This is a genomic window from Micromonospora sp. KC606, assembly GCF_004348675.1.
Taxonomy (GTDB): Bacteria; Actinomycetota; Actinomycetes; order Mycobacteriales; family Micromonosporaceae; genus Micromonospora.
Map to the genome: position 1 here is coordinate 1 of NZ_SMKN01000131.1, position 16244 is coordinate 16244.

Here is a 16244-nt window from a genome sequence, read left to right on the forward strand (position 1 = left end):
GTCCGGCGGCGGGGGCATCATCGCGGTCGGGTGGGAGAGCCGGTTCTCCTCCACGATGAGGGTGCGGGCCCGCTTGCGCCGGTCCTGCCAGAACCACAGCGTGGTGAGCAGGACGGCCAGCCCGGCCAGGATGAACACCCAGCCGACCGCGCGCAGGTCGAGCCACCAGACGTTGGCCCGGATGGCGAAGGTCATGATCGCGCCGAGCGCGATGAGAAAGATGGCGCTGCCAATGCCCATGTGCGCTGCACTCCCCCGTGCGGTGGCCCTTGGGCGTGCCGGTGTCGTGAGCCGAGGGACCCCTCGCGGGCCCTCCCGTGGTCTGATCTGGTTACCCCGTAGACGGTCCACCTACCGACTCCGTCCCGACGAATCCGGCCGATACCCACGCTTCGCCACCCGCAGATTCGACTTTTCGGCATCTTGCGCTATCCGAGCCGGCGGACAGCGCAGAATGCCGCACATCGCGACGCGAGCATCCCGAGCCGGCGAACAGCGCAAAGTGCCGACATCGACGCGAGCATCGGTTCCCGGCACGCCGGGTGGACAGACACGTCGGCGGCCGGCGAGCACACGCTCGCCGGCCGCCGATGTCAGGTACGAACCGAACAGATCACCCCGGGAGGAATCAGAATGCCTCCTCCGGAAGGTCCATGATGTCCAGGTCGGTGCCCTCGATGATCCGCCGGTCGGCGCCGATGCGGGGCAGCACCTCACGGGCGAAGAACCGCGCGGCGGCGACCTTGCCGGTGTAGAACGCCTTGTCGGCTGCGGAGACGTCGCCGGCCAGCGCCCTCAGCGCCACGTCGGCCTGCTTCTGGAGCAGCCAGCCGACGATCAGGTCGCCGACGGCGAGCAGGAAGCGGCGGCTGCTCAGGCCCACCTTGTAGAGGCTGCGGGCCTCGCCGCTCTGGCCCTCGGCCAGCCAGCCGGTCATCACGCCGAGGATGTTCTGGATCTCGGCGAGCGCCTTGCCCAGCGCCTGCCGCTCCTCCTTGAGCTGGCCGTTGCCGCCCTCGGTGGTGATGAACTCCTGGATCTCCCCGGCGACCGCCATCATGGCCTTGCCGTTGTCCCGGACGATCTTGCGGAAGATCAGGTCGAGACTCTGGATCGCCGTGGTGCCCTCGTACAGGGTGTCGATCTTGGCGTCCCGGACGTACTGCTCCAGCGGGTAGTCCTGCAGGAAGCCGGAACCACCGAAGGTCTGCAGCGACTCGTGGCCCAGCAGCTCGTAGGCGCGCTCCGAGCCAACGCCCTTGACCAGCGGCAGAAGCAGGTCGTTGACCCGCTTGGCCAGCTTGATGGCCTTCTCGTCACCGGCCGCCTCGGCCATGGCGACCTTGTCCTGCCAGCTGGCGGTGTAGCAGACCAGGGCCCGCAGGCCCTCGGCGTACGACTTCTGCAGCATCAGCGACCGGCGCACGTCGGGGTGGTGGGTGATGGTCACCCGCGACGCGGTCTTGTCGCTCGCCTGCAGCAGGTCGGCGCCCTGCACCCGGTTCTTGGCGTACTCCAGGGCGTTCAGGTAGCCGGTGGAGAGGGTGGCGATCGCCTTGGTGCCGACCATCATCCGTGCGTACTCGATGATCATGAACATCTGCCGGATGCCGTCGTGCTTCTCGCCCAGCAGCCAACCCTTGGCCGGCACGCCGTGCTCGCCGAAGGTCACCTCGCAGGTGTTGGAGACCTTCAGGCCCATCTTGTGCTCGACGTTGGTGGCGAAGACGCCATTGCGCTCACCCAGCTCGCCGGTGTTCTCGTCGAAGTGGTACTTCGGAACGACGAAGAGGGACAGGCCCTTGGTGCCCGGGCCGCCGACGCCCTCGACGCCGACCGGGCGGGCCAGCACGTAGTGGACGATGTTGTCGCTCAGATCGTGCTCACCGGAGGTGATGAAGCGTTTCACGCCCTCGATGTGCCAGGAGCCGTCCGGCTGCGGGATCGCCCGGGTACGACCGGCGCCCACGTCCGAGCCGGCGTCCGGCTCGGTGAGCACCATGGTGGAGCCCCACTGCTGGTCGATGAAGAGTCTGGCCCACTTCTTCTGCTGCTCGGTGCCCTCGACGTGCAGCACGTGCGCGAAGGACGGGCCGGAGGCGTACATCCAGATCGGGGCGTTGGCGCCGAGCACCATCTCGGCGAGCGACCACCACAGGGCACGCGGCGCGTTGGTGCCGCCGAGGGAGTCGGGCAGGTCGAGCCGCCAGAACTCGGAGTCCATGAACGCCTGGAAGGACTTCTTGAACGACTCGGGCAGCGGCGCGGTGTGCGTCGCGGGGTCGAACACCGGCGGGTTCCGATCGCTGTCCGTGTAGCTGGCCGCGAGGTCCTCGCGGGCCAGGCGGTCGACCTCGGAGAGGAAACTACGGGCGGTGTCGACGTCCAGGTCCGTGTACGGCTCCTGGCCGAACGTCCGGTCCGCCCCGAAGACCTCGAACAGGTTGAACTCGAGGTCCCGAAGGTTGCTCTTGTAGTGGGTCATGCTCGCTGGCCCCGCTTCCGGACAGGTGTTACCGATCAGTAACCCCGACTGTATTACCCGCCGGTAGACAACGACAAGCCAATCCTGGAAGTGACAGCGATTACACACCCGGCATTCACCACTCACCCAGCCCAGCGACCGCCGATCATCGATCTCTCATCCACGCGCCGCCACGACGATGGCGGGCCTCGGGTCAGGATTCGGTGGCGCCCACTTCCCAACTGGGAACAGGGACGCCCGCGCCGCTGCGTGGACCGGTGTATTCCATGAGGACCAGTGCGATGTCGTCGTCCAGCCGGCCGTTCACCCACTCGACCAGGGCCGTCTCCAGCGATGCCAGACCGTCGCCGACCGTGCCGTGCCCGAGCAGCCGCCAGGCCCGGTCGGCGGTCGGGAAGAACTCGCCGTCCCGGCGGGCCTCGCCGAGCCCATCGGTGAACAGCAGCAGCCGGTCACCGGGTTCCAACCGCTCCACCCGTGGCCGCACCATCGGCATGAAGCCCAGCGGCGGGGCGGGCGCGGGCGGCTCCAGCGGGATCACCGCACCGCGGCGCAACAGCAACGGCGACGGGTGACCACAGTTGACGATGGTCAGCGTCCCGCCGCGCTCCTCGACCACGGCCGCGGTGACGAAGTCCTCGTCGCCCACGCTGCGGGCCACCGCGCGGTCCAGGTCGGCCACCACCGCGCGCAGGTCCGCCCGCTCGTACGCGACGTGCCGGTACGAGCCGAGCACGATGCTCGCCAACCGGACCGCGTCCAGCCCTTTGCCCCGGACGTCCCCGATGATCATCCGGACGCCGTACGGGGTGTCGATCGCCTCGTACAGGTCGCCGCCGATCTCCGCGGTCGCGGTCGACGAGATGTAGCGCGCCGCGACCGCCAGGGTGCCCACCTGTGGGCCGAGTGGACGCAGCACCGCCTGCTGGGCCACCGCGGCGAGCCTGGACAACTCGGCGATCTGCTCGGCCTGGCGCTGCCGCACCGCCGCCACTCCCGCCGCGACGGCGCCCGACACGGCGATTCCGCCGAGGCCGGCCCCGGTCACCATCGAGGCGCCGGGCTCGACCAGCGCGAAGGTGCCACCGATCACCAGCGCGACCAGCACCACCCCGAGCACCGCCCGCCAGGAGGCGAACGCGGCGGCCAGCACGGGCGCGGCCACCATCAGCGGGAGGTAACGCACCTGCCGGCCGTCGGCGACCTCCATCGCCGCGACGATCGCGAGCAGGCCGAGGGCCGCGCCGACACCGGCGCGGGCCCCGGGACCCAGCGGGCCACGGCCCGACTGGAGGACATGCGTGCGTACGACAGACAGCATGCCTGATGGACGGTGCCCGGTGAATGAACCTGGCCCCTTGTCCGAGGGTGTTCCGCCTGTCCGGACGGGCATGGCGGGCCGACCGCCGTCAGCCGAGCACCTCGTACCGCACGGTCAGCTCACCGAGGTCGACCGAGGCGATCGCGGCGAAGGCCGCCCGGGACAGGTCGAGGCAGCGACCCTCGATGAACGGGCCACGGTCGTTGATCCGGACGGTCACCGACTTACCGTTGGCGGGGTTGGTGACCCGGACCCTGGTGTCGAACGGCAGGGTCTTGTGCGCGGCGGTCATCGCGCTCGGGTCGAAGCTCTCGCCGTTGGCGGTCATCTGCCCCTCGTCGTAGAAGGACGCGCCACAGGAGCCGCTGGAGATGACGGTGCTCTTCGGGGCGGCCTTCTTCGTCGTCGTGCTCGGCCTGGGCGCGGCGGTGCGGGGCTTGCTCCGGGAGGCCGCCTGCGTCCGGGTCGCCTTCGGGCTGGGTGTCACCGTCGGCGAAGGGCTGGCGCTCGGGGAGGCGCTGGCGCTCGGGCTCGGCGAGGTGGTGGTCGCGCTGGGGCGGGCGACGCTCGGCACCGGGTCGGCGACGGCGGGGGCCGGGGCCTCGCCGGAGGTCAGCTGGACGGCGCCGACGGTGCCGCCGACGGCGAGCACGACGCCGACGGTCGCGGTGGCCGCGAGCCCGGCCGGCGAGGAGAACATTCGGGTACGGGAGTGCCTACCAGCCACCGGCCCGGTCCTTTCCTGAGCTGAACAAAGCGGGTCGGACCGTAACGAGAGAAGCACTTCCGAAGTCAACGTGATCATGATGGTATGAGCGGAATTACAGCGATACGTGTAGCCGATCATCCGAGACAGACCCCCGCCGGACGGGCCATAATGCCACCGATGGCATTTTCCGACCCGGATGGGCCGCTCGACCCTGACCTGCCCGGACGCCTCTCCGAGTCGTTCCGCTGGGTGGATCCGGGCCCCGGCAGCAGCCACCTGGTCAGTGACACCTCCGGCTGGTGGCGGGATCCGCAGGTACTGGCCGCGCTCGGGCCGGCCCTGGTAGCACCGTTCCGGGACGCCCGGCCGACGGTTGTGGTCGCGCCGGCGGTCACCGGGCTGATAATCGGCCCGCTCGCCGCCACCGCGCTCGCCGTCGGCTTCGTCCCGGTGCACAAACCGGACGACGGCCGGTTGCCAAGCGGGGCGCTGACCTGGGCGCAGAGTCCGCCGGACTTCCGGGGCCGCCGGGTCGGCCTGGCGGTCCGAAAACACCTGATCGGCCCCGACGACCGGGTGCTCATGGTGGACGACTGGGTAGCCACCGGCGCGCAGGCACACGCCGTACGCGAGATCTGCGCGATCCGGGGGGCACGCTGGCTCGGCGTCGCCGCGATCGTCGTGGACTGCCCGCCCGAGGTGGCCCACGAGTTGGGCGTCTGCGGCCTGCTCGACTCCGGTCGGCTGACCTGAGCGTCGCCCGCCGGCAGAGAGGCCGGTGGGCTACCTCGGCAGGCTGTTGCCTCGGATCGGTAGGCCCCGCTGCGGCCTTTCCACCCCGCTCAGGCCGTTCGCAGCTCCGGCAGCAGCCGGGCCGCGACGTCGACCAGCACCGCCTCGTCACCGGCGTACCAACTGCTGGCCCTGGGCCAGTGGGTGATCACGTCGGTGAAACCGAGGGCCGCCGCCCGGGCGACCTGATCGGCGAACAGGTCCGCGCTACTCAGCGAAAAGACCGGGGCCGAGTCCAGGGAGAGGTACCGGTCGAGGGTGGCCGGATCCCGGCCGGCCGCCACCAAAACGCTGTCGAGGCGGGCGCAGAGTTCGCCGACCCCGTCCCACCAACTCGTCAGGTCGTCCCCGCCGGCGCCGGTGGTGACCCAGCCCTGGCCGAAGCGGGCGGCCAGCCGCATGGAACGCGGGCCGTTCGCCGCCACCACGAAGGGCACCCGAGGCTCCTGCACGCAGCCGGGATTGTTGCGGGCGTCCACCGCGCTGAACCAGCCGCCCCGCCAGGTGGTGCCGTCCTCGCGCAGGATCAGGTCGAGCAGTTCGGTGAACTCCCCGAACCGGTCCACCCGCTGCCGTGGCGGCAGGGTCTCGCCGCCCAGCACGGCGGAGTCGAAGCCGATCCCGCCCGCGCCGAGCCCGAGCAGGACCCGGCCGGCGGAGATGTCGTCCAGGGCGGTGACCTGCCGGGCGAACGCGGCCGGGTGCCGGAAGTTGGGCGAGGCGACCAGGGTGCCGAGCCGGATCCGTGAGGTCACCGTCGCGGCAGCGGTCAGCGTGGCCATGGAGTCGAACCAGGGTCCGTCGACCAGGTCACGCCAACCGAGGTGGTCGTACGTCCAGGCGTGGTCGAAGCCCCACCGCTCCGCCTGCCGCCACCGGTGCCGCGTCTCCGACCAGCGCTGATCGGGCAGGATCACGATGCCAATCCGCATGGTCGCCAGGGTACGGCTGGGAACGAGACGTATCCGCGCACCCACCTCCCGGATGCAGTACGCCGCCGCGCTGTCCGCCCGGGTCGCCTGGGAGACCGCCCGGCCCATGCCCGACCAGGCCGAGACCATCGCGACCTACCACCGCCTCTTCCCCGGCCACCCGTACGAGGAGGTCAGCACACCGACCACGCTGTTCGGCTTCTACACCCAGCCGCTGCGCTGGAGCAGCCTCGACAGCATCCTGCTCGGCGACGGCGGCGAGTACGCGCAGAACACGTCCACCGGCTGGTCCCGGGAGGCACCAGCTGCCCCGTACGCACAGGCCCTGGCGACCGTCCGGCGGCAGCTCGCCGAGGACGGCTGGCGGGTGGGCCCGACGCAGACGGCACCGGTGACATCCTTGCCGGGTACGCGGATCGACGCCCGCCGAGGCGACACCGTGCTCGAACTGACCCTGCACGAGGGCGCCAGCGCGGAGTCCGCGTCTCTCGTCATAGACCTGTGGCGGGCCACCCCGCCGGCGGTGACCCCGGCGGCGGTGACCGGCGGGCTGCTCGGCGCGATCGCCGGTTGGTTGGTCTTCGGCTGGGCGAGCCGGCGCACCGAACGGCCCCACCCGGCCGCCGCGCCGGTGCAGGCCCTGGCCGGGGTGACGCTTTTCCTGTGGTCACCCGCCCTGCTCGTGCTCCCGCTGATGGCCGCCCACCATCAACAGGAGCGGCACGCCCAGTGGCACCCGTTCTGGGAGTGGCTGGGCCAACCGGTCTACTCGCTGTTTTTCCTGGTCGGCGCGGTCAGCGCAGTGGTGGGCCTCGCCCTGGCCCTGCTGCCCCGACGGGACGTCGACCCGGTGCCCACCCCTCGCCGCGAGCTGACCGCTCACGTCACGGGTTGACCGGTCAGACCACGGCCAGCTTGGCCAGGGCTCGGGGCAGGTGCGGATCCAGGGTGCCCGGATCCGCCGCCGCCACCTCGGCCGGCGTCCACCACCGCACGCTCCGGAACTCCCGAGGGTCGGGCGTGAGCGGCTGCCCCCGGTGCCCGGCGAGCAGATACCAGAGGGTCACGTCGACGTGCCGGTCCGCCGGCGGGCCGACGGTCGGGGTGACGGTGAGGAAGAACGGCGGCCGATTCGGCTCCGCCGGCACGCCGAGCTCCTCGACCACCTCCCGCCGTACCGTCTCCGCCGGGTGCTCGCCGGCCTCGACGTGCCCGCCGGCCGGCAGCCAGAGGCCGGCGTTGCGGTGGTCGACCAACAGCACGCTGCCGTCCTCTGCGTCCCGCATCAGGAAGTACGCGACCAGGTGCGGCGACGGGGTGCGTGGCTTCACCCGACGGAAGACGTCATCGGTGCGCCCGAGCCAGTCAAGGCACTCCGCGCGATGCGCCGCCTCCAACTCGTCCGAAGGTGCGATCGACGCGACCAACGCACGGATCTCCGTCAGCACCGGAGCATCCTGTCAGTACGGTGCGACACCTGGCGGCCGACGTCCCACGGTTTCGGCATGCGGGGCCAGGTACCCGTCCAAGCCGGGCCTCACCCGCCGAGCGGCTTGACCCAGCGCGACCACTCGGCCTGCCGCTCGTACCCGAGGGCCCACCAGGCGCGGCGGGCCGACTCGTTGTCGTCCAGCACCATCGCGTCGGCCCGGCGGCCGCCCAACCGCCGGAACCGTTCCTCGGCCGCGTCGACCAGCACACGACTGATTCCCCGCCGTCGGTGCGACGGCGCGACGGCGAGCCGGTAGAGGTGGCAGCGCCAGCCGTCCCACCCGGCGATCACGCTGCCGACCAGCACCGGCCCTTCCTCGGCGAGGAGCAGGGCATCCGGGTCACGGTCGATCAGCACCGCGACGGCCGACCGGTCGTCGGCCGGCCGCTGGGCGTTCTCGGCGGCGATCTGCCAGAAGGCGAGGACGGCGGGGATGTCAGTGAGGGTAGCCGGGCGTACGGTCAGGACGGACACCGTCGAAGGCTATCCGGGTCAGGACTCAAGCGCCCCCACCGAGGCGCATTCGAGCGAGCACCCGGATGCTGGGGTCCACCTCAGCAACCCTGATCTGGGCCGAATCCTCGACACCCGGGTGCTTGCCGACCAACGCTTACCTCCCGATCAGCAGCAGCTCGATGGGGCTCCGCTGGTGGCCGGCTCCTTGTCGGCGGCCGGGGTACAGCAGGCGCTCTCGGCCGCCTTTCTCCAGTTGCGCGGAGTCAGCCTTGACGGTGTCGACCTCCCACGGCTCGTCGCCGGGTCCGCGTACCCAGACCTGGGCCTACCCATCCTCGAACGGCTCATCGAGCCACCGGAACCCGGCCTCGTCGCCTTCGATTGTCAGCAGGAACTCGGCGACCTGGTGGCCGTCGGGCCGGGTCATGGTGAGGGCGGCACGAATGTCGTCGTACACCCGTTCCATGGCCTCGTCGTCGTCCCCGTCGAGGGCGTCATTCCATGCCTCGAAGAGCGGTCGTAGCGGCTCGAACCCCGACAGCGGGCGGAAACGGCCGTACGTCCAGGGAAAGTCTCGACTCTGCTCGTCGATCTCACCGACCAGCTCGCCCCGGTGGTACAACCGCCACACCCTGCCCGCGTCCACGGCGACACTGTAGGTGGCGTTGGTGTGGCGAGACCCTTGCGGTGTGGGTGCCCCAGGAAGGTCGAGGGCAGGCCGGCCGAGCCGGCGCGGCAGCCCGTCGGCTGTCGACGGCAGCGCGCGCACCGGGAGCCGACCGAGCACCAGGGTGCGCATGGAGATCATCGAGGCCAGAGCCGACGCACTGGCCTCGATGCTGCCGAACGGGCTGCCGCTCACGCCTCCGGCGTCGCCTCATGCCCCGGCATGCCTGGAGTGCGGCGCCGCTGCTTCATCTCAGCCTCGTGGATGTGCCGACGACCGCCGGCCAGCTTCTCCCGGGCGTCCCGCTCGATTTCCTGGAACGCGGCGTAGTAGCCGTCGTCGAACTCCTCCATGATCTGGAAGGTCCAACGGCCCGGAAGCACGTTGCGGCCCAGCAGCTCGCGCTCCACGCGGTCGGCCACCTGGTCGTGTCCCGCCTCGCGCATCAGCTTGACCACCCGGTCGAGCGTCAGGTCCGCTCCGCCGACGAGCTGGTGCGCCGAGTAAAGGTGTCCGCGTACCCGATGGATTGTCTCCAGTGCCTTGCTCAACTCACCGAGTGCCTCAACGGTGGTTTCGTTCACGCCAACCGGGCGAGAGTGCTCGTCGTCTACCGAGCTGCTGTCGTGCGTCATGGCCACTCGATACCCACGGTGACCTGCGACACGCCGGAAGATGACAGTCGCGTCGAGCTTGTCTTCTGTTATTCCAAGCCAAGCATCAGCCGGCCGGGGCCTCCCGCGCGAGCCCGCAATACAGTAACCACGAAGACGATGACGGCGACTTGGGCGAGTGCGCCGCCCACGGCGACCGGCAGGCCGGGGATCTCTCCCGCGCGGAGGATCGCAACGCCCCGGCGGCCGGCACGGTCCAGGTGCACACCCGACCGAGGATGACCCCCTGGTCGTGGTCGTCATCGACGAGATGGCGGCACTGACCGCGTACCTCCAGGACGCCGACCTGTGCAGGCGCATCGCGTCGTCGCTGGAACTGCTGCTGTCCCAAGGGTCGGCGTCCTCGTGTTGGGCGACGGCGCCCGCACCCGAGGTGCCCTCGCTGACCAGGTGCCAAGGGCGTCGGGAACGTCATCCTCGACGGCATCCCGGAGCCGGTACGGGTTCGCTTCCCGTACATCACCGACGACCGCATCCGTGAGCTGGCCGCCGAGTGCTGACGCGGCGGACACCCTCGCCCAGGTCGGCCGGGAGACCGCCGACGAGCCGGTGCCCCGGCCGCGTCGCGGGCCGTTACTTCCGGACTCGCTGCTCGGCTTCCTCGCCGGCGACACCGACGGGGGGTGCGCTGCGGTGACCACTTCGACGGACAGCCGGACAGCCTTCTGGCTCCGCGCCCCGAACCCTGACGACGCGGCCAGCACGGCCGTCTCCAAACGTGTCGACCCGTACCCGTACCCGGTCTATTTTGCCCGCCGGCGGCGGAAACATCGAAGGCCCTGGCTGGGACTTTCGTCCTAGCCAGGGCCTTCGTGGTGGAGCGGGTGACGGGAATCGAACCCGCACTGTCAGCTTGGGGATCGCACAAGATCGGCTGTGGGTCGGCGTCTACGCCTGTTCGACGCGCTCCCCGGTGGCCTGGTTTGGCCCCCGGTGACACCGCCTTGTGGCTCGTGGATGGCCCGTCGCGCCAGCTCTCCTTTTGGACGAAGATGGCTCCGTGCCAAACACCGTTGTTGAGATTCACGTCCCGCTCGTGGCGACTCCGGGGCTCACAGAGGATGAGTACGCCTTCCCGTGGATCGAGGACGTTGGAGACTTCCTCGCTGACCTGGACGAGCAGGGCGACGTCCAGGAGTACGACGACGGCGAAGAGTACGGAGAGGTTTACGTCTTCTTCATCACCGGCACCCGCGAGGAGGTCCTGCTTGCCGTTGCCTCTCGGGTGGCAGCTCTTGACGGGGTGCCCGCCGGGGCCTTCGCAATGGTCACCGACGACGACGCGGAGGAGTTCGGGATGGGACGGCGCGTGGACCTTCCCTTGCCCGCAGGGCAGGACGGCTAGCAGTCTGACCGGCGCTAGCCGTGACCTCTGCTTTGCAAAGATCAAGACCGCTGTCGGTCGGCGTCGGTAACCGCCGTTGAGCTGCTCGTCCTGTCGCCCCCAGTCGGCCTTTGACTGGTCCTGCCGGCTGGCTTGGCTGTACGGATGGCTGTACAGCCAAGGCGCCCCTCATGATCTGCAACCGTTGCTGTCGACCCTTGCTAGTGGCAGATCCAGCAGTAGATGCTTTCCCCGCTCGTACGTGCTCTGCGGGCCAGCCCAACGAACTCCCGCAAACGCGACAGCATGACCTCCGGCGACGTGTCGCTGTAGTGGGACAGCTCCTCGACTTGTGACCATCGATCGGCTAGGCCCGGCAAGCGGTCGTCCGGGATTTCGGCAAGCGCGTCCCGGGCGGGTTCGCTGAGTACGACGACCCAGGGCCCTTCGTAATCAGGGTCCTCACCAGCACCGTCCGGCCAGACAAGTCGTTCCCCAACCAAGTCGGCGTTCCACGGCACGTCGAGGGCGAACGAGACGACCTTGCCGAGGACAACGGTCGGATCGATCCCCTTGCCGTCCACGGCATCCTCGACGTGAGAATCTCCCTCTCGCCCTACCGGCCCGCCCTCGGTGGCGGCCAGCAGCTTTGCGACAGCCTCGTCGTCAGAAGCGCGGAAGTAGTCGTACAGAACACCCACAGAAGCCTCCCGATCGGCTGTCATGCCGCCACTTCTAGTGCGACCGAGAGAACATATAACCCGGCCGCCAGGGGAAGCGGATCTCCTCGTCGGGCAGTCGCCAGACCGTCCAGCCTCCCCGGACGGGGCCAAGGTCGTTCGTCCGGTAGGGCGCTCCACCTTGTCCCCGTCCGGGGAGGCTGGTAGCCCTTGTGGTGCCCGATGAGGTGATCCGCGGCGGCATCTCTGAGGAGGGCCGGGGTTCGGGGCAGCGCCCCGAGGTCTTCAGCTCTTGTAGTCCCCAAGCGTGGCCGGCCGGCCCGGCCGATGCCGGCCGGAGGTCGCCAGCAGGCCGGGGCCGGGCCGGCGCGGCCCGCTTTGCGGGCCGCCTTGACAAGGTCATCGGCTGGTCGGCGGCAATCGGCAAGCTCGGCGTGCCTGGTCTGCACTTCCACGATTTGCGACACACCGGCAACACGATCGCGGCGCGGACCGGAGCCAGCACCCGGGAACTGATGGCGCGGATGGGCCACGACTCATCGCAGGCGGCCATCATCTACCAGCACGCCACCTCGGAGGCGGATCGGGCCATCGCCCAGGCGGTGAGCGACGCCGTGAAGGCTGAGCGCAAGAAGGCCAAGAAGCCGGCGGCAAGTACCTCAGTCAAGGCCAACGGCAAGGGCAAGAAGACGGGCAAGAAGCGTGGCTAGTGGCCCGTGGATGGCCCACCGGCCGCTGCTGACCACAGCAACGTCGAAGGCCCTGGCCGGGACTCGCGTCCTGACCAGGGCCTTTCGCGTGGAGCGGGTGACGGGAATCGAACCCGCACTGTCAGCTTGGGAAGCTGATGTTCTGCCATTGAACTACACCCGCAGGCGGCACCACTGTACCTGAGGGCATCGGCTCCGTGCATCCAGGCACCCCGACGCGCCCCGCCCGGCCCGTACGGTGATCATGCCAGTACGCGACGTATGCGCATGTGTAAAAGTTTCCCCCTCGGTAACATGCGGGCGTTCTCAAACCTGTCAATCGGTTGTAACGTCCTCTCCACGTTTCGACCACGACGTGACATACCCCCTGTCTCGTCGCAAGAAAGAGGTGGGCCCATGGGACTCCGTCCCGCCCTGCTGACCCGGCGTACTACCGGTGTCGCATCGACGACCCTCGCGGTGCTGCTGACTGCCGCCACCGTGGGTGTCGTCCCCGCTGCTTCGGCCTTTTCCGCCGCCCCCGCCGCCGATGTCGTCTGCGAGGAACCGGCCGACACGCACTCCGACGCGCGGCTCAAGCCTGGTGGCATCGCGAAGCACGAACCCAACGAACTGACCGCCGTCCAGGTGCGTGAGCGCGAGGCCGACCTCGCTGCCGCGCTGCGCGAACGGGCGCGGTTCCGGGTCGGCCCGCAGTCCGCCCGCCAGGCCGCCGAGGCGGCCGCCGTGAACATCCCGGTCGTCGTGCACGTCATCCAGAAGGACAGCACCCGGGCCGGCGGCAACATCCCGGACTCGATGATCAACGGCCAGATCAAGGTGCTCAACGACAGCTTCAGTGGCGCCACCGGCGGTGCCGCCACCGCCTTCAGCTTCACCCTTCAGAAGATCAACCGGGTCACCCGGCCAGCGTGGTACCCGATCATCCAGGGTTCCTCCGCCGAGCGGCAGATGAAGACCCAGCTGCGCACCGGCGGCAAGAACACCCTCAACGTCTACCTGGGTGCGCTGAGCAACGACCTGCTCGGTTGGGCCACCTTCCCCAAGCGCACGCTGGACGCGATGGACGGCGTCGTGGTGCTGAGCGAGTCGCTGCCGGGCGGCAGGGCCACCAGCTTCAACCTGGGCGACACCGGCACCCACGAGGTGGGCCACTGGATGAACCTCTACCACACCTTCCAGGGTGGTTGCTCCACCACGAACGACGGCGTCGCCGACACCCCGGCGGAGCGCGACCCGGCGCAGGGCTGCCCCGCCGGCCAGGACACCTGCCCGGCCGAGGGGCTGGACCCGATCACCAACTTCATGGACTACAGCTACGACTCGTGCATGTACCAGTTCACCCCTGGGCAGGCCAGCCGCATGCTGACCGCGTGGAACGCGTACCGCGCGGCCTGATCCCAGCAGCATCCGGTGCCGGCTCCGTCTCGCGACGGGGCCGGCACCGGCGTCTCCGGTCAGGCCGCGGTGCGGCGGGTGTCGAAGCCGTGCCGGCCGCCGTGCCGTGCCGGCCGCTGATCCGGTGCGCCGGCGGCGTCGCCATGGGCTGACCGAGGGTCGAGCCAGACCTGCACGGCGGGTCGCCCCGAGCCCTCGCCGGGCCGAACGAGCCCGCCCGGGCCACGCCGGGTCAGCATGGCCACGTCGACATCGAACTCGAAGAGCCGCCAGTCCACCTCAGGGGCTGCCCGGCCCGTGCGGGCGATCCGAGCCACCTGGGCCGGGTCGGCGACGGGATACGCCCGGCCGGCGAGGTACGCCTCGTCGTCGCTCTCCTCCGGCGGGAACGAGTGCAGCGCGTAGCGGCCGTCGCGTTCGAGGTCGCGCCGCTTGGGCGAATCCACGACGAAGCAGAACAACCCCTCGTCGGTGATCACCGGGCAGACCGGGTGCACCCGGGGACCGCCGTCGGCGCGGACGGTGGCCAGGTAGCCGAAGCCTGGCCCGTACTGCTGGAGAAGAAGGCGGATCCCATCGGCGAGTCGGGGCTCGTCGGCGGCGAATTCGGACCAGGAAGCCATGTACACATGCTATCGAACAGGTGTACGAACACGTAGTCCGACACGCAGGTCACCCGACCCGCTCGATATGGTGTGCCGATGCTGCTCTCCGACCGCGACCTGGTCTCCGAGATCAAGGCGGGCACGCTCGCGCTGGAGCCGTTCGAGCCCACGCTGGTGCAACCGTCCAGCATCGACGTCCGCCTGGACAAGCTGTTCCGGGTCTTCAACAACCACCTATACACCCACATCGACCCGGCGGAGCAGCAGGACGACCTGACCTCGATGGTCGAGGTGCCGGAGGGTGAGCCCTTCGTGCTGCACCCGGGGGAGTTCGTCCTCGCCTCCACGCTCGAGGTGATCTCGCTGGGCGACCAGCTCGCCGGCCGGTTGGAGGGCAAGTCGAGCCTGGGTCGCCTGGGTCTGCTCACCCACTCGACGGCCGGCTTCATCGACCCGGGTTTCTCCGGGCACGTGACGCTGGAGCTGTCCAACGTGGCGAACCTGCCGATCACTCTCTGGCCGGGCATGAAGATCGGCCAGCTCTGCATCTTCCGCCTGTCTTCGCCGGCCGAGCACCCGTACGGGTCGGAGGTCTACGGTTCGCGCTACCAGGGGCAGCGGGGCCCGACCCCGAGTCGGTCCTGGCAGAACTGGCGTACCTGGCCGGTTCGCTGAGGCCGGGCCAGCCGACCGGGGGCTGGGCCGCCCGCGTCAGCCCGGCCGACCGTAGCTGTGGACCGGCCCGTCGTCGAGCCGCTTCATCCGCACCGGCATGCCGGCCCGAGAGGCGTGCACCACCCAGCCGTCGCCGACGTACATTCCCACGTGGTGCAGGTCGGCGTAGTAGAAGACCAGGTCACCGGGGCGCAGGTCGGCACGGCTGATCCTGGCGGTGAGCCGGCGCTGCTGCCGGGCGTTGTGCGGCAGTCGGACCCCCGCCTTCGCCCAGGCAGCAAGCGTCAGCCCCGAGCAGTCGTACGCGTTCGGTCCCTCGGCTCCCCAGACGTACGGCTTGCCGATCTGGGCGCAGGCGAACCGTACCGCCGCCCCGGCCGGACCGCCCGGGTAGGCGGCCGGGCAGGGGGCGGGACGCAGCGGGCCGCCGCCACCGCCGCCGAACGCCCGCAGCCGGAGCTGCTGGAGCCGGTCGATCCCGGCATCGATCTGCTTCCTCCGGGCGGCGAGCCGGGCCTCGGCGCGGCCCAGCTGGGCTGCCATCTCGTCCAGCGCAGCCTTCTGCGCGGCGAGGTCGTCGCGCAGTTCCCGCACGGCGCGCAGCTCGCGCTGGCGCCGCTGGGCGAAGCGGTCGAGCAGTTCGAGCTGACCCACCAACTCGCCGGGGGACGCGCTGCCGAGCAGGGCGTTGACCACGGCGAGGCTCTCCCCCTTGTACGCCTGGGTGGCGAGCCCGGAGATCTGCTTCATCGCCTGGTCGACCTGGCGTTGCAGCGGCGCGATCCGGCGGGCCAGCGCGTCGGCCTGCCGGCGTCTGACGGCCAACTCCTGCCGGGTCGCGTTGTGCTGCTCGATGAGCGGTTCGAGGGTGTTCCAGTCCCGGTCGATCTGCCGTTCGATGTCGGCGACCGTGGGATCGGCGTGGGCCACCGTGGCACCACCGGTCAGGACGACGGCGGCGCCGGCGAGGGCGGCGAGGACGGTGGTGAAGCGGGACCAGCGTGGGCGCGGCACGACCGTACGCCGGGCGACCGGGGTCGACCGGGGCGACGGTGGCCGCGGGGCATGGTGTGCCACCGGGCTCCGTACTCCTTCTTCCGCGACCGCCTACCGGGTTAGCTGACGGGTTCGGGCGGGAAGGGAGCGCCCCACCACAGTGGCTGCGGATTCACCCCGACGTACCCGGGTCCCCGGTTCGCCCGTGGGCGACTCGGCGGTGCCGGCCGTCGCCGCCCGGGTGGACGGAGCTTTCGGCGGCCGACGGTTCACCAGAGTAGACCGCCGTAACCGACTCGCAACCATCTGTGACCGGACACGCCGGAGC

At 70.2% G+C, this 16244-nt stretch carries 19 protein-coding genes, 1 tRNA gene, 1 pseudogene and 1 riboswitch; of the genes and pseudogenes, 7 read left to right on the forward strand and 14 right to left on the reverse strand.

Features of this window, described 5'->3' with window-relative positions; all coding sequences use genetic code 11:
• The 4 genes from E1193_RS21510 to E1193_RS21525 form a co-directional block, all read right to left on the reverse strand.
• Positions 1-240: DUF6458 family protein (locus E1193_RS21510; protein WP_132184998.1), on the reverse strand; the 240-nt coding region annotated here is incomplete at its 3' end.
• 388 nt (positions 241-628) lie between these two features.
• A complete protein-coding gene (locus E1193_RS21515) occupies positions 629-2485 on the reverse strand; it encodes an acyl-CoA dehydrogenase (RefSeq protein ID WP_132184999.1) in 1857 nt (618 codons plus the stop codon).
• A 193-nt stretch (positions 2486-2678) separates the two neighbouring features.
• A complete protein-coding gene (locus tag E1193_RS21520) occupies positions 2679-3806 on the reverse strand; it encodes a PP2C family protein-serine/threonine phosphatase (RefSeq protein WP_132185000.1) in 1128 nt (375 codons plus the stop codon).
• An 88-nt stretch (positions 3807-3894) separates the two neighbouring features.
• The gene (locus tag E1193_RS21525; protein ID WP_132185001.1) at positions 3895-4533 is read right to left on the reverse strand and encodes a septal ring lytic transglycosylase RlpA family protein; all 639 of its coding nucleotides are present in this window, start codon (positions 4531-4533) and stop codon (positions 3895-3897) included.
• Between the two features lie 159 nt (positions 4534-4692).
• On the opposite strand from E1193_RS21525, the gene E1193_RS21530 reads away from it, so the two are divergent.
• Positions 4693-5268, forward strand: a complete 576-nt coding sequence (locus tag E1193_RS21530) for a phosphoribosyltransferase (RefSeq protein ID WP_132185002.1) — start codon at positions 4693-4695, stop codon at positions 5266-5268.
• Positions 5269-5357: 89 nt separating this feature from the next.
• On the opposite strand, the gene E1193_RS21535 is transcribed toward E1193_RS21530, so the two are convergent.
• Positions 5358-6239 carry an LLM class flavin-dependent oxidoreductase gene (locus E1193_RS21535; RefSeq protein ID WP_132185003.1) on the reverse strand — a complete coding sequence of 294 codons (882 nt, stop codon included), beginning with the start codon at positions 6237-6239 and terminating at the stop codon, positions 5358-5360.
• Between E1193_RS21535 and E1193_RS21540 the strand changes: the two genes are divergently transcribed.
• On the forward strand, positions 6226-7134 hold the full coding sequence (locus tag E1193_RS21540; RefSeq protein ID WP_132185004.1) for a hypothetical protein: 909 nt from the start codon (positions 6226-6228) through the stop codon (positions 7132-7134). The two genes, E1193_RS21535 and E1193_RS21540, sit on opposite strands and share 14 nt — an antisense overlap.
• A 4-nt stretch (positions 7135-7138) precedes the next feature.
• Here the strand turns inward: E1193_RS21540 and E1193_RS21545 are convergent, their stop codons facing one another.
• From E1193_RS21545 to E1193_RS21570, 5 genes and pseudogenes are all read right to left on the reverse strand, one after another.
• A complete protein-coding gene (locus E1193_RS21545; RefSeq protein WP_132185005.1) occupies positions 7139-7687 on the reverse strand; it encodes an NUDIX domain-containing protein in 549 nt (182 codons plus the stop codon).
• An 89-nt stretch (positions 7688-7776) separates the two neighbouring features.
• Positions 7777-8205 (reverse strand): GNAT family N-acetyltransferase, encoded by a 429-nt coding sequence (locus E1193_RS21550; RefSeq protein ID WP_132185006.1) that lies wholly within the window; start codon positions 8203-8205, stop codon positions 7777-7779.
• 147 nt (positions 8206-8352) lie between these two features.
• Positions 8353-8509, reverse strand: a pseudogene (locus E1193_RS21555) (glyoxalase/bleomycin resistance/dioxygenase family protein); the annotation flags it as partial.
• 3 nt (positions 8510-8512) lie between these two features.
• On the reverse strand, positions 8513-9049 hold the full coding sequence (locus tag E1193_RS32560) for a hypothetical protein (RefSeq protein ID WP_207922794.1): 537 nt from the start codon (positions 9047-9049) through the stop codon (positions 8513-8515).
• Positions 9046-9489, reverse strand: coding sequence for a hypothetical protein (locus tag E1193_RS21570; protein ID WP_132185008.1), 444 nt, complete (start codon positions 9487-9489; stop codon positions 9046-9048). The genes E1193_RS32560 and E1193_RS21570 overlap by 4 nt, the downstream gene beginning before the upstream one ends.
• A 516-nt stretch (positions 9490-10005) precedes the next feature.
• Between E1193_RS21570 and E1193_RS34015 the strand changes: the two genes are divergently transcribed.
• Together E1193_RS34015 and E1193_RS21580 are read left to right on the forward strand one after the other, a co-directional pair.
• On the forward strand, positions 10006-10329 hold the full coding sequence (locus tag E1193_RS34015) for a hypothetical protein (RefSeq protein WP_347877040.1): 324 nt from the start codon (positions 10006-10008) through the stop codon (positions 10327-10329).
• Between the two features lie 199 nt (positions 10330-10528).
• Complete coding sequence (locus E1193_RS21580) at positions 10529-10873, forward strand: hypothetical protein (RefSeq protein WP_132185009.1); 345 nt, start codon at positions 10529-10531, stop codon at positions 10871-10873.
• Between the two features lie 200 nt (positions 10874-11073).
• Here E1193_RS21580 and E1193_RS21585 read toward each other — a convergent pair whose 3' ends face one another.
• On the reverse strand, positions 11074-11553 hold the full coding sequence (locus E1193_RS21585; RefSeq protein ID WP_132185010.1) for a hypothetical protein: 480 nt from the start codon (positions 11551-11553) through the stop codon (positions 11074-11076).
• A gap of 194 nt (positions 11554-11747) precedes the next feature.
• On the opposite strand from E1193_RS21585, the gene E1193_RS33330 reads away from it, so the two are divergent.
• Positions 11748-12242, forward strand: coding sequence for a tyrosine-type recombinase/integrase (locus tag E1193_RS33330; protein ID WP_243707820.1), 495 nt, complete (start codon positions 11748-11750; stop codon positions 12240-12242).
• A gap of 89 nt (positions 12243-12331) precedes the next feature.
• On the opposite strand, the gene E1193_RS21595 is transcribed toward E1193_RS33330, so the two are convergent.
• Positions 12332-12405: transfer RNA gene (locus E1193_RS21595), tRNA-Gly, on the reverse strand.
• A 233-nt stretch (positions 12406-12638) separates the two neighbouring features.
• On the opposite strand from E1193_RS21595, the gene E1193_RS21600 reads away from it, so the two are divergent.
• Complete coding sequence (locus E1193_RS21600) at positions 12639-13640, forward strand: zinc metalloprotease (protein ID WP_132185012.1); 1002 nt, start codon at positions 12639-12641, stop codon at positions 13638-13640.
• Positions 13641-13699: 59 nt separating this feature from the next.
• Here E1193_RS21600 and E1193_RS21605 read toward each other — a convergent pair whose 3' ends face one another.
• Positions 13700-14263 carry a pyridoxamine 5'-phosphate oxidase family protein gene (locus E1193_RS21605; RefSeq protein ID WP_132185013.1) on the reverse strand — a complete coding sequence of 188 codons (564 nt, stop codon included), beginning with the start codon at positions 14261-14263 and terminating at the stop codon, positions 13700-13702.
• A gap of 78 nt (positions 14264-14341) precedes the next feature.
• Here E1193_RS21605 and dcd point away from each other — a divergent pair, with 78 nt between their 5' ends.
• Positions 14342-14920: a dCTP deaminase gene (dcd, locus tag E1193_RS21610; RefSeq protein ID WP_132185014.1), complete on the forward strand. Its 579-nt coding sequence runs from the start codon at positions 14342-14344 to the stop codon at positions 14918-14920.
• Positions 14921-14956: 36 nt separating this feature from the next.
• Here the strand turns inward: dcd and E1193_RS21615 are convergent, their stop codons facing one another.
• Positions 14957-15997, reverse strand: a complete 1041-nt coding sequence (locus E1193_RS21615; RefSeq protein ID WP_132185015.1) for a C40 family peptidase — start codon at positions 15995-15997, stop codon at positions 14957-14959.
• A 12-nt stretch (positions 15998-16009) separates the two neighbouring features.
• A riboswitch (cyclic di-AMP (ydaO/yuaA leader) is annotated at positions 16010-16146 on the reverse strand.
• Between the last annotated feature and the right edge of the window lie 98 nt (positions 16147-16244).

Excerpts from the sequence above, each read along its gene's own strand:
- E1193_RS21520 (WP_132185000.1), bottom strand. The coding sequence starts at position 3,806 with ATGCTGTCTGTCGTACGCACGCATGTCCTCCAGTCGGGCCGTGGCCCG.
- E1193_RS21605 (WP_132185013.1), bottom strand. The coding sequence starts at position 14,263 with ATGGCTTCCTGGTCCGAATTCGCCGCCGACGAGCCCCGACTCGCCGAT.
- E1193_RS21515 (WP_132184999.1), bottom strand. The coding sequence starts at position 2,485 with ATGACCCACTACAAGAGCAACCTTCGGGACCTCGAGTTCAACCTGTTC.
- E1193_RS21570 (WP_132185008.1), bottom strand. The coding sequence starts at position 9,489 with ATGACGCACGACAGCAGCTCGGTAGACGACGAGCACTCTCGCCCGGTT.
- E1193_RS21530 (WP_132185002.1), top strand. The coding sequence starts at position 4,693 with ATGGCATTTTCCGACCCGGATGGGCCGCTCGACCCTGACCTGCCCGGA.
- E1193_RS21600 (WP_132185012.1), top strand. The coding sequence starts at position 12,639 with ATGGGACTCCGTCCCGCCCTGCTGACCCGGCGTACTACCGGTGTCGCA.
- E1193_RS21540 (WP_132185004.1), top strand. The coding sequence starts at position 6,226 with ATGCCAATCCGCATGGTCGCCAGGGTACGGCTGGGAACGAGACGTATC.
- E1193_RS21535 (WP_132185003.1), bottom strand. The coding sequence starts at position 6,239 with ATGCGGATTGGCATCGTGATCCTGCCCGATCAGCGCTGGTCGGAGACG.
- dcd (WP_132185014.1), top strand. The coding sequence starts at position 14,342 with ATGCTGCTCTCCGACCGCGACCTGGTCTCCGAGATCAAGGCGGGCACG.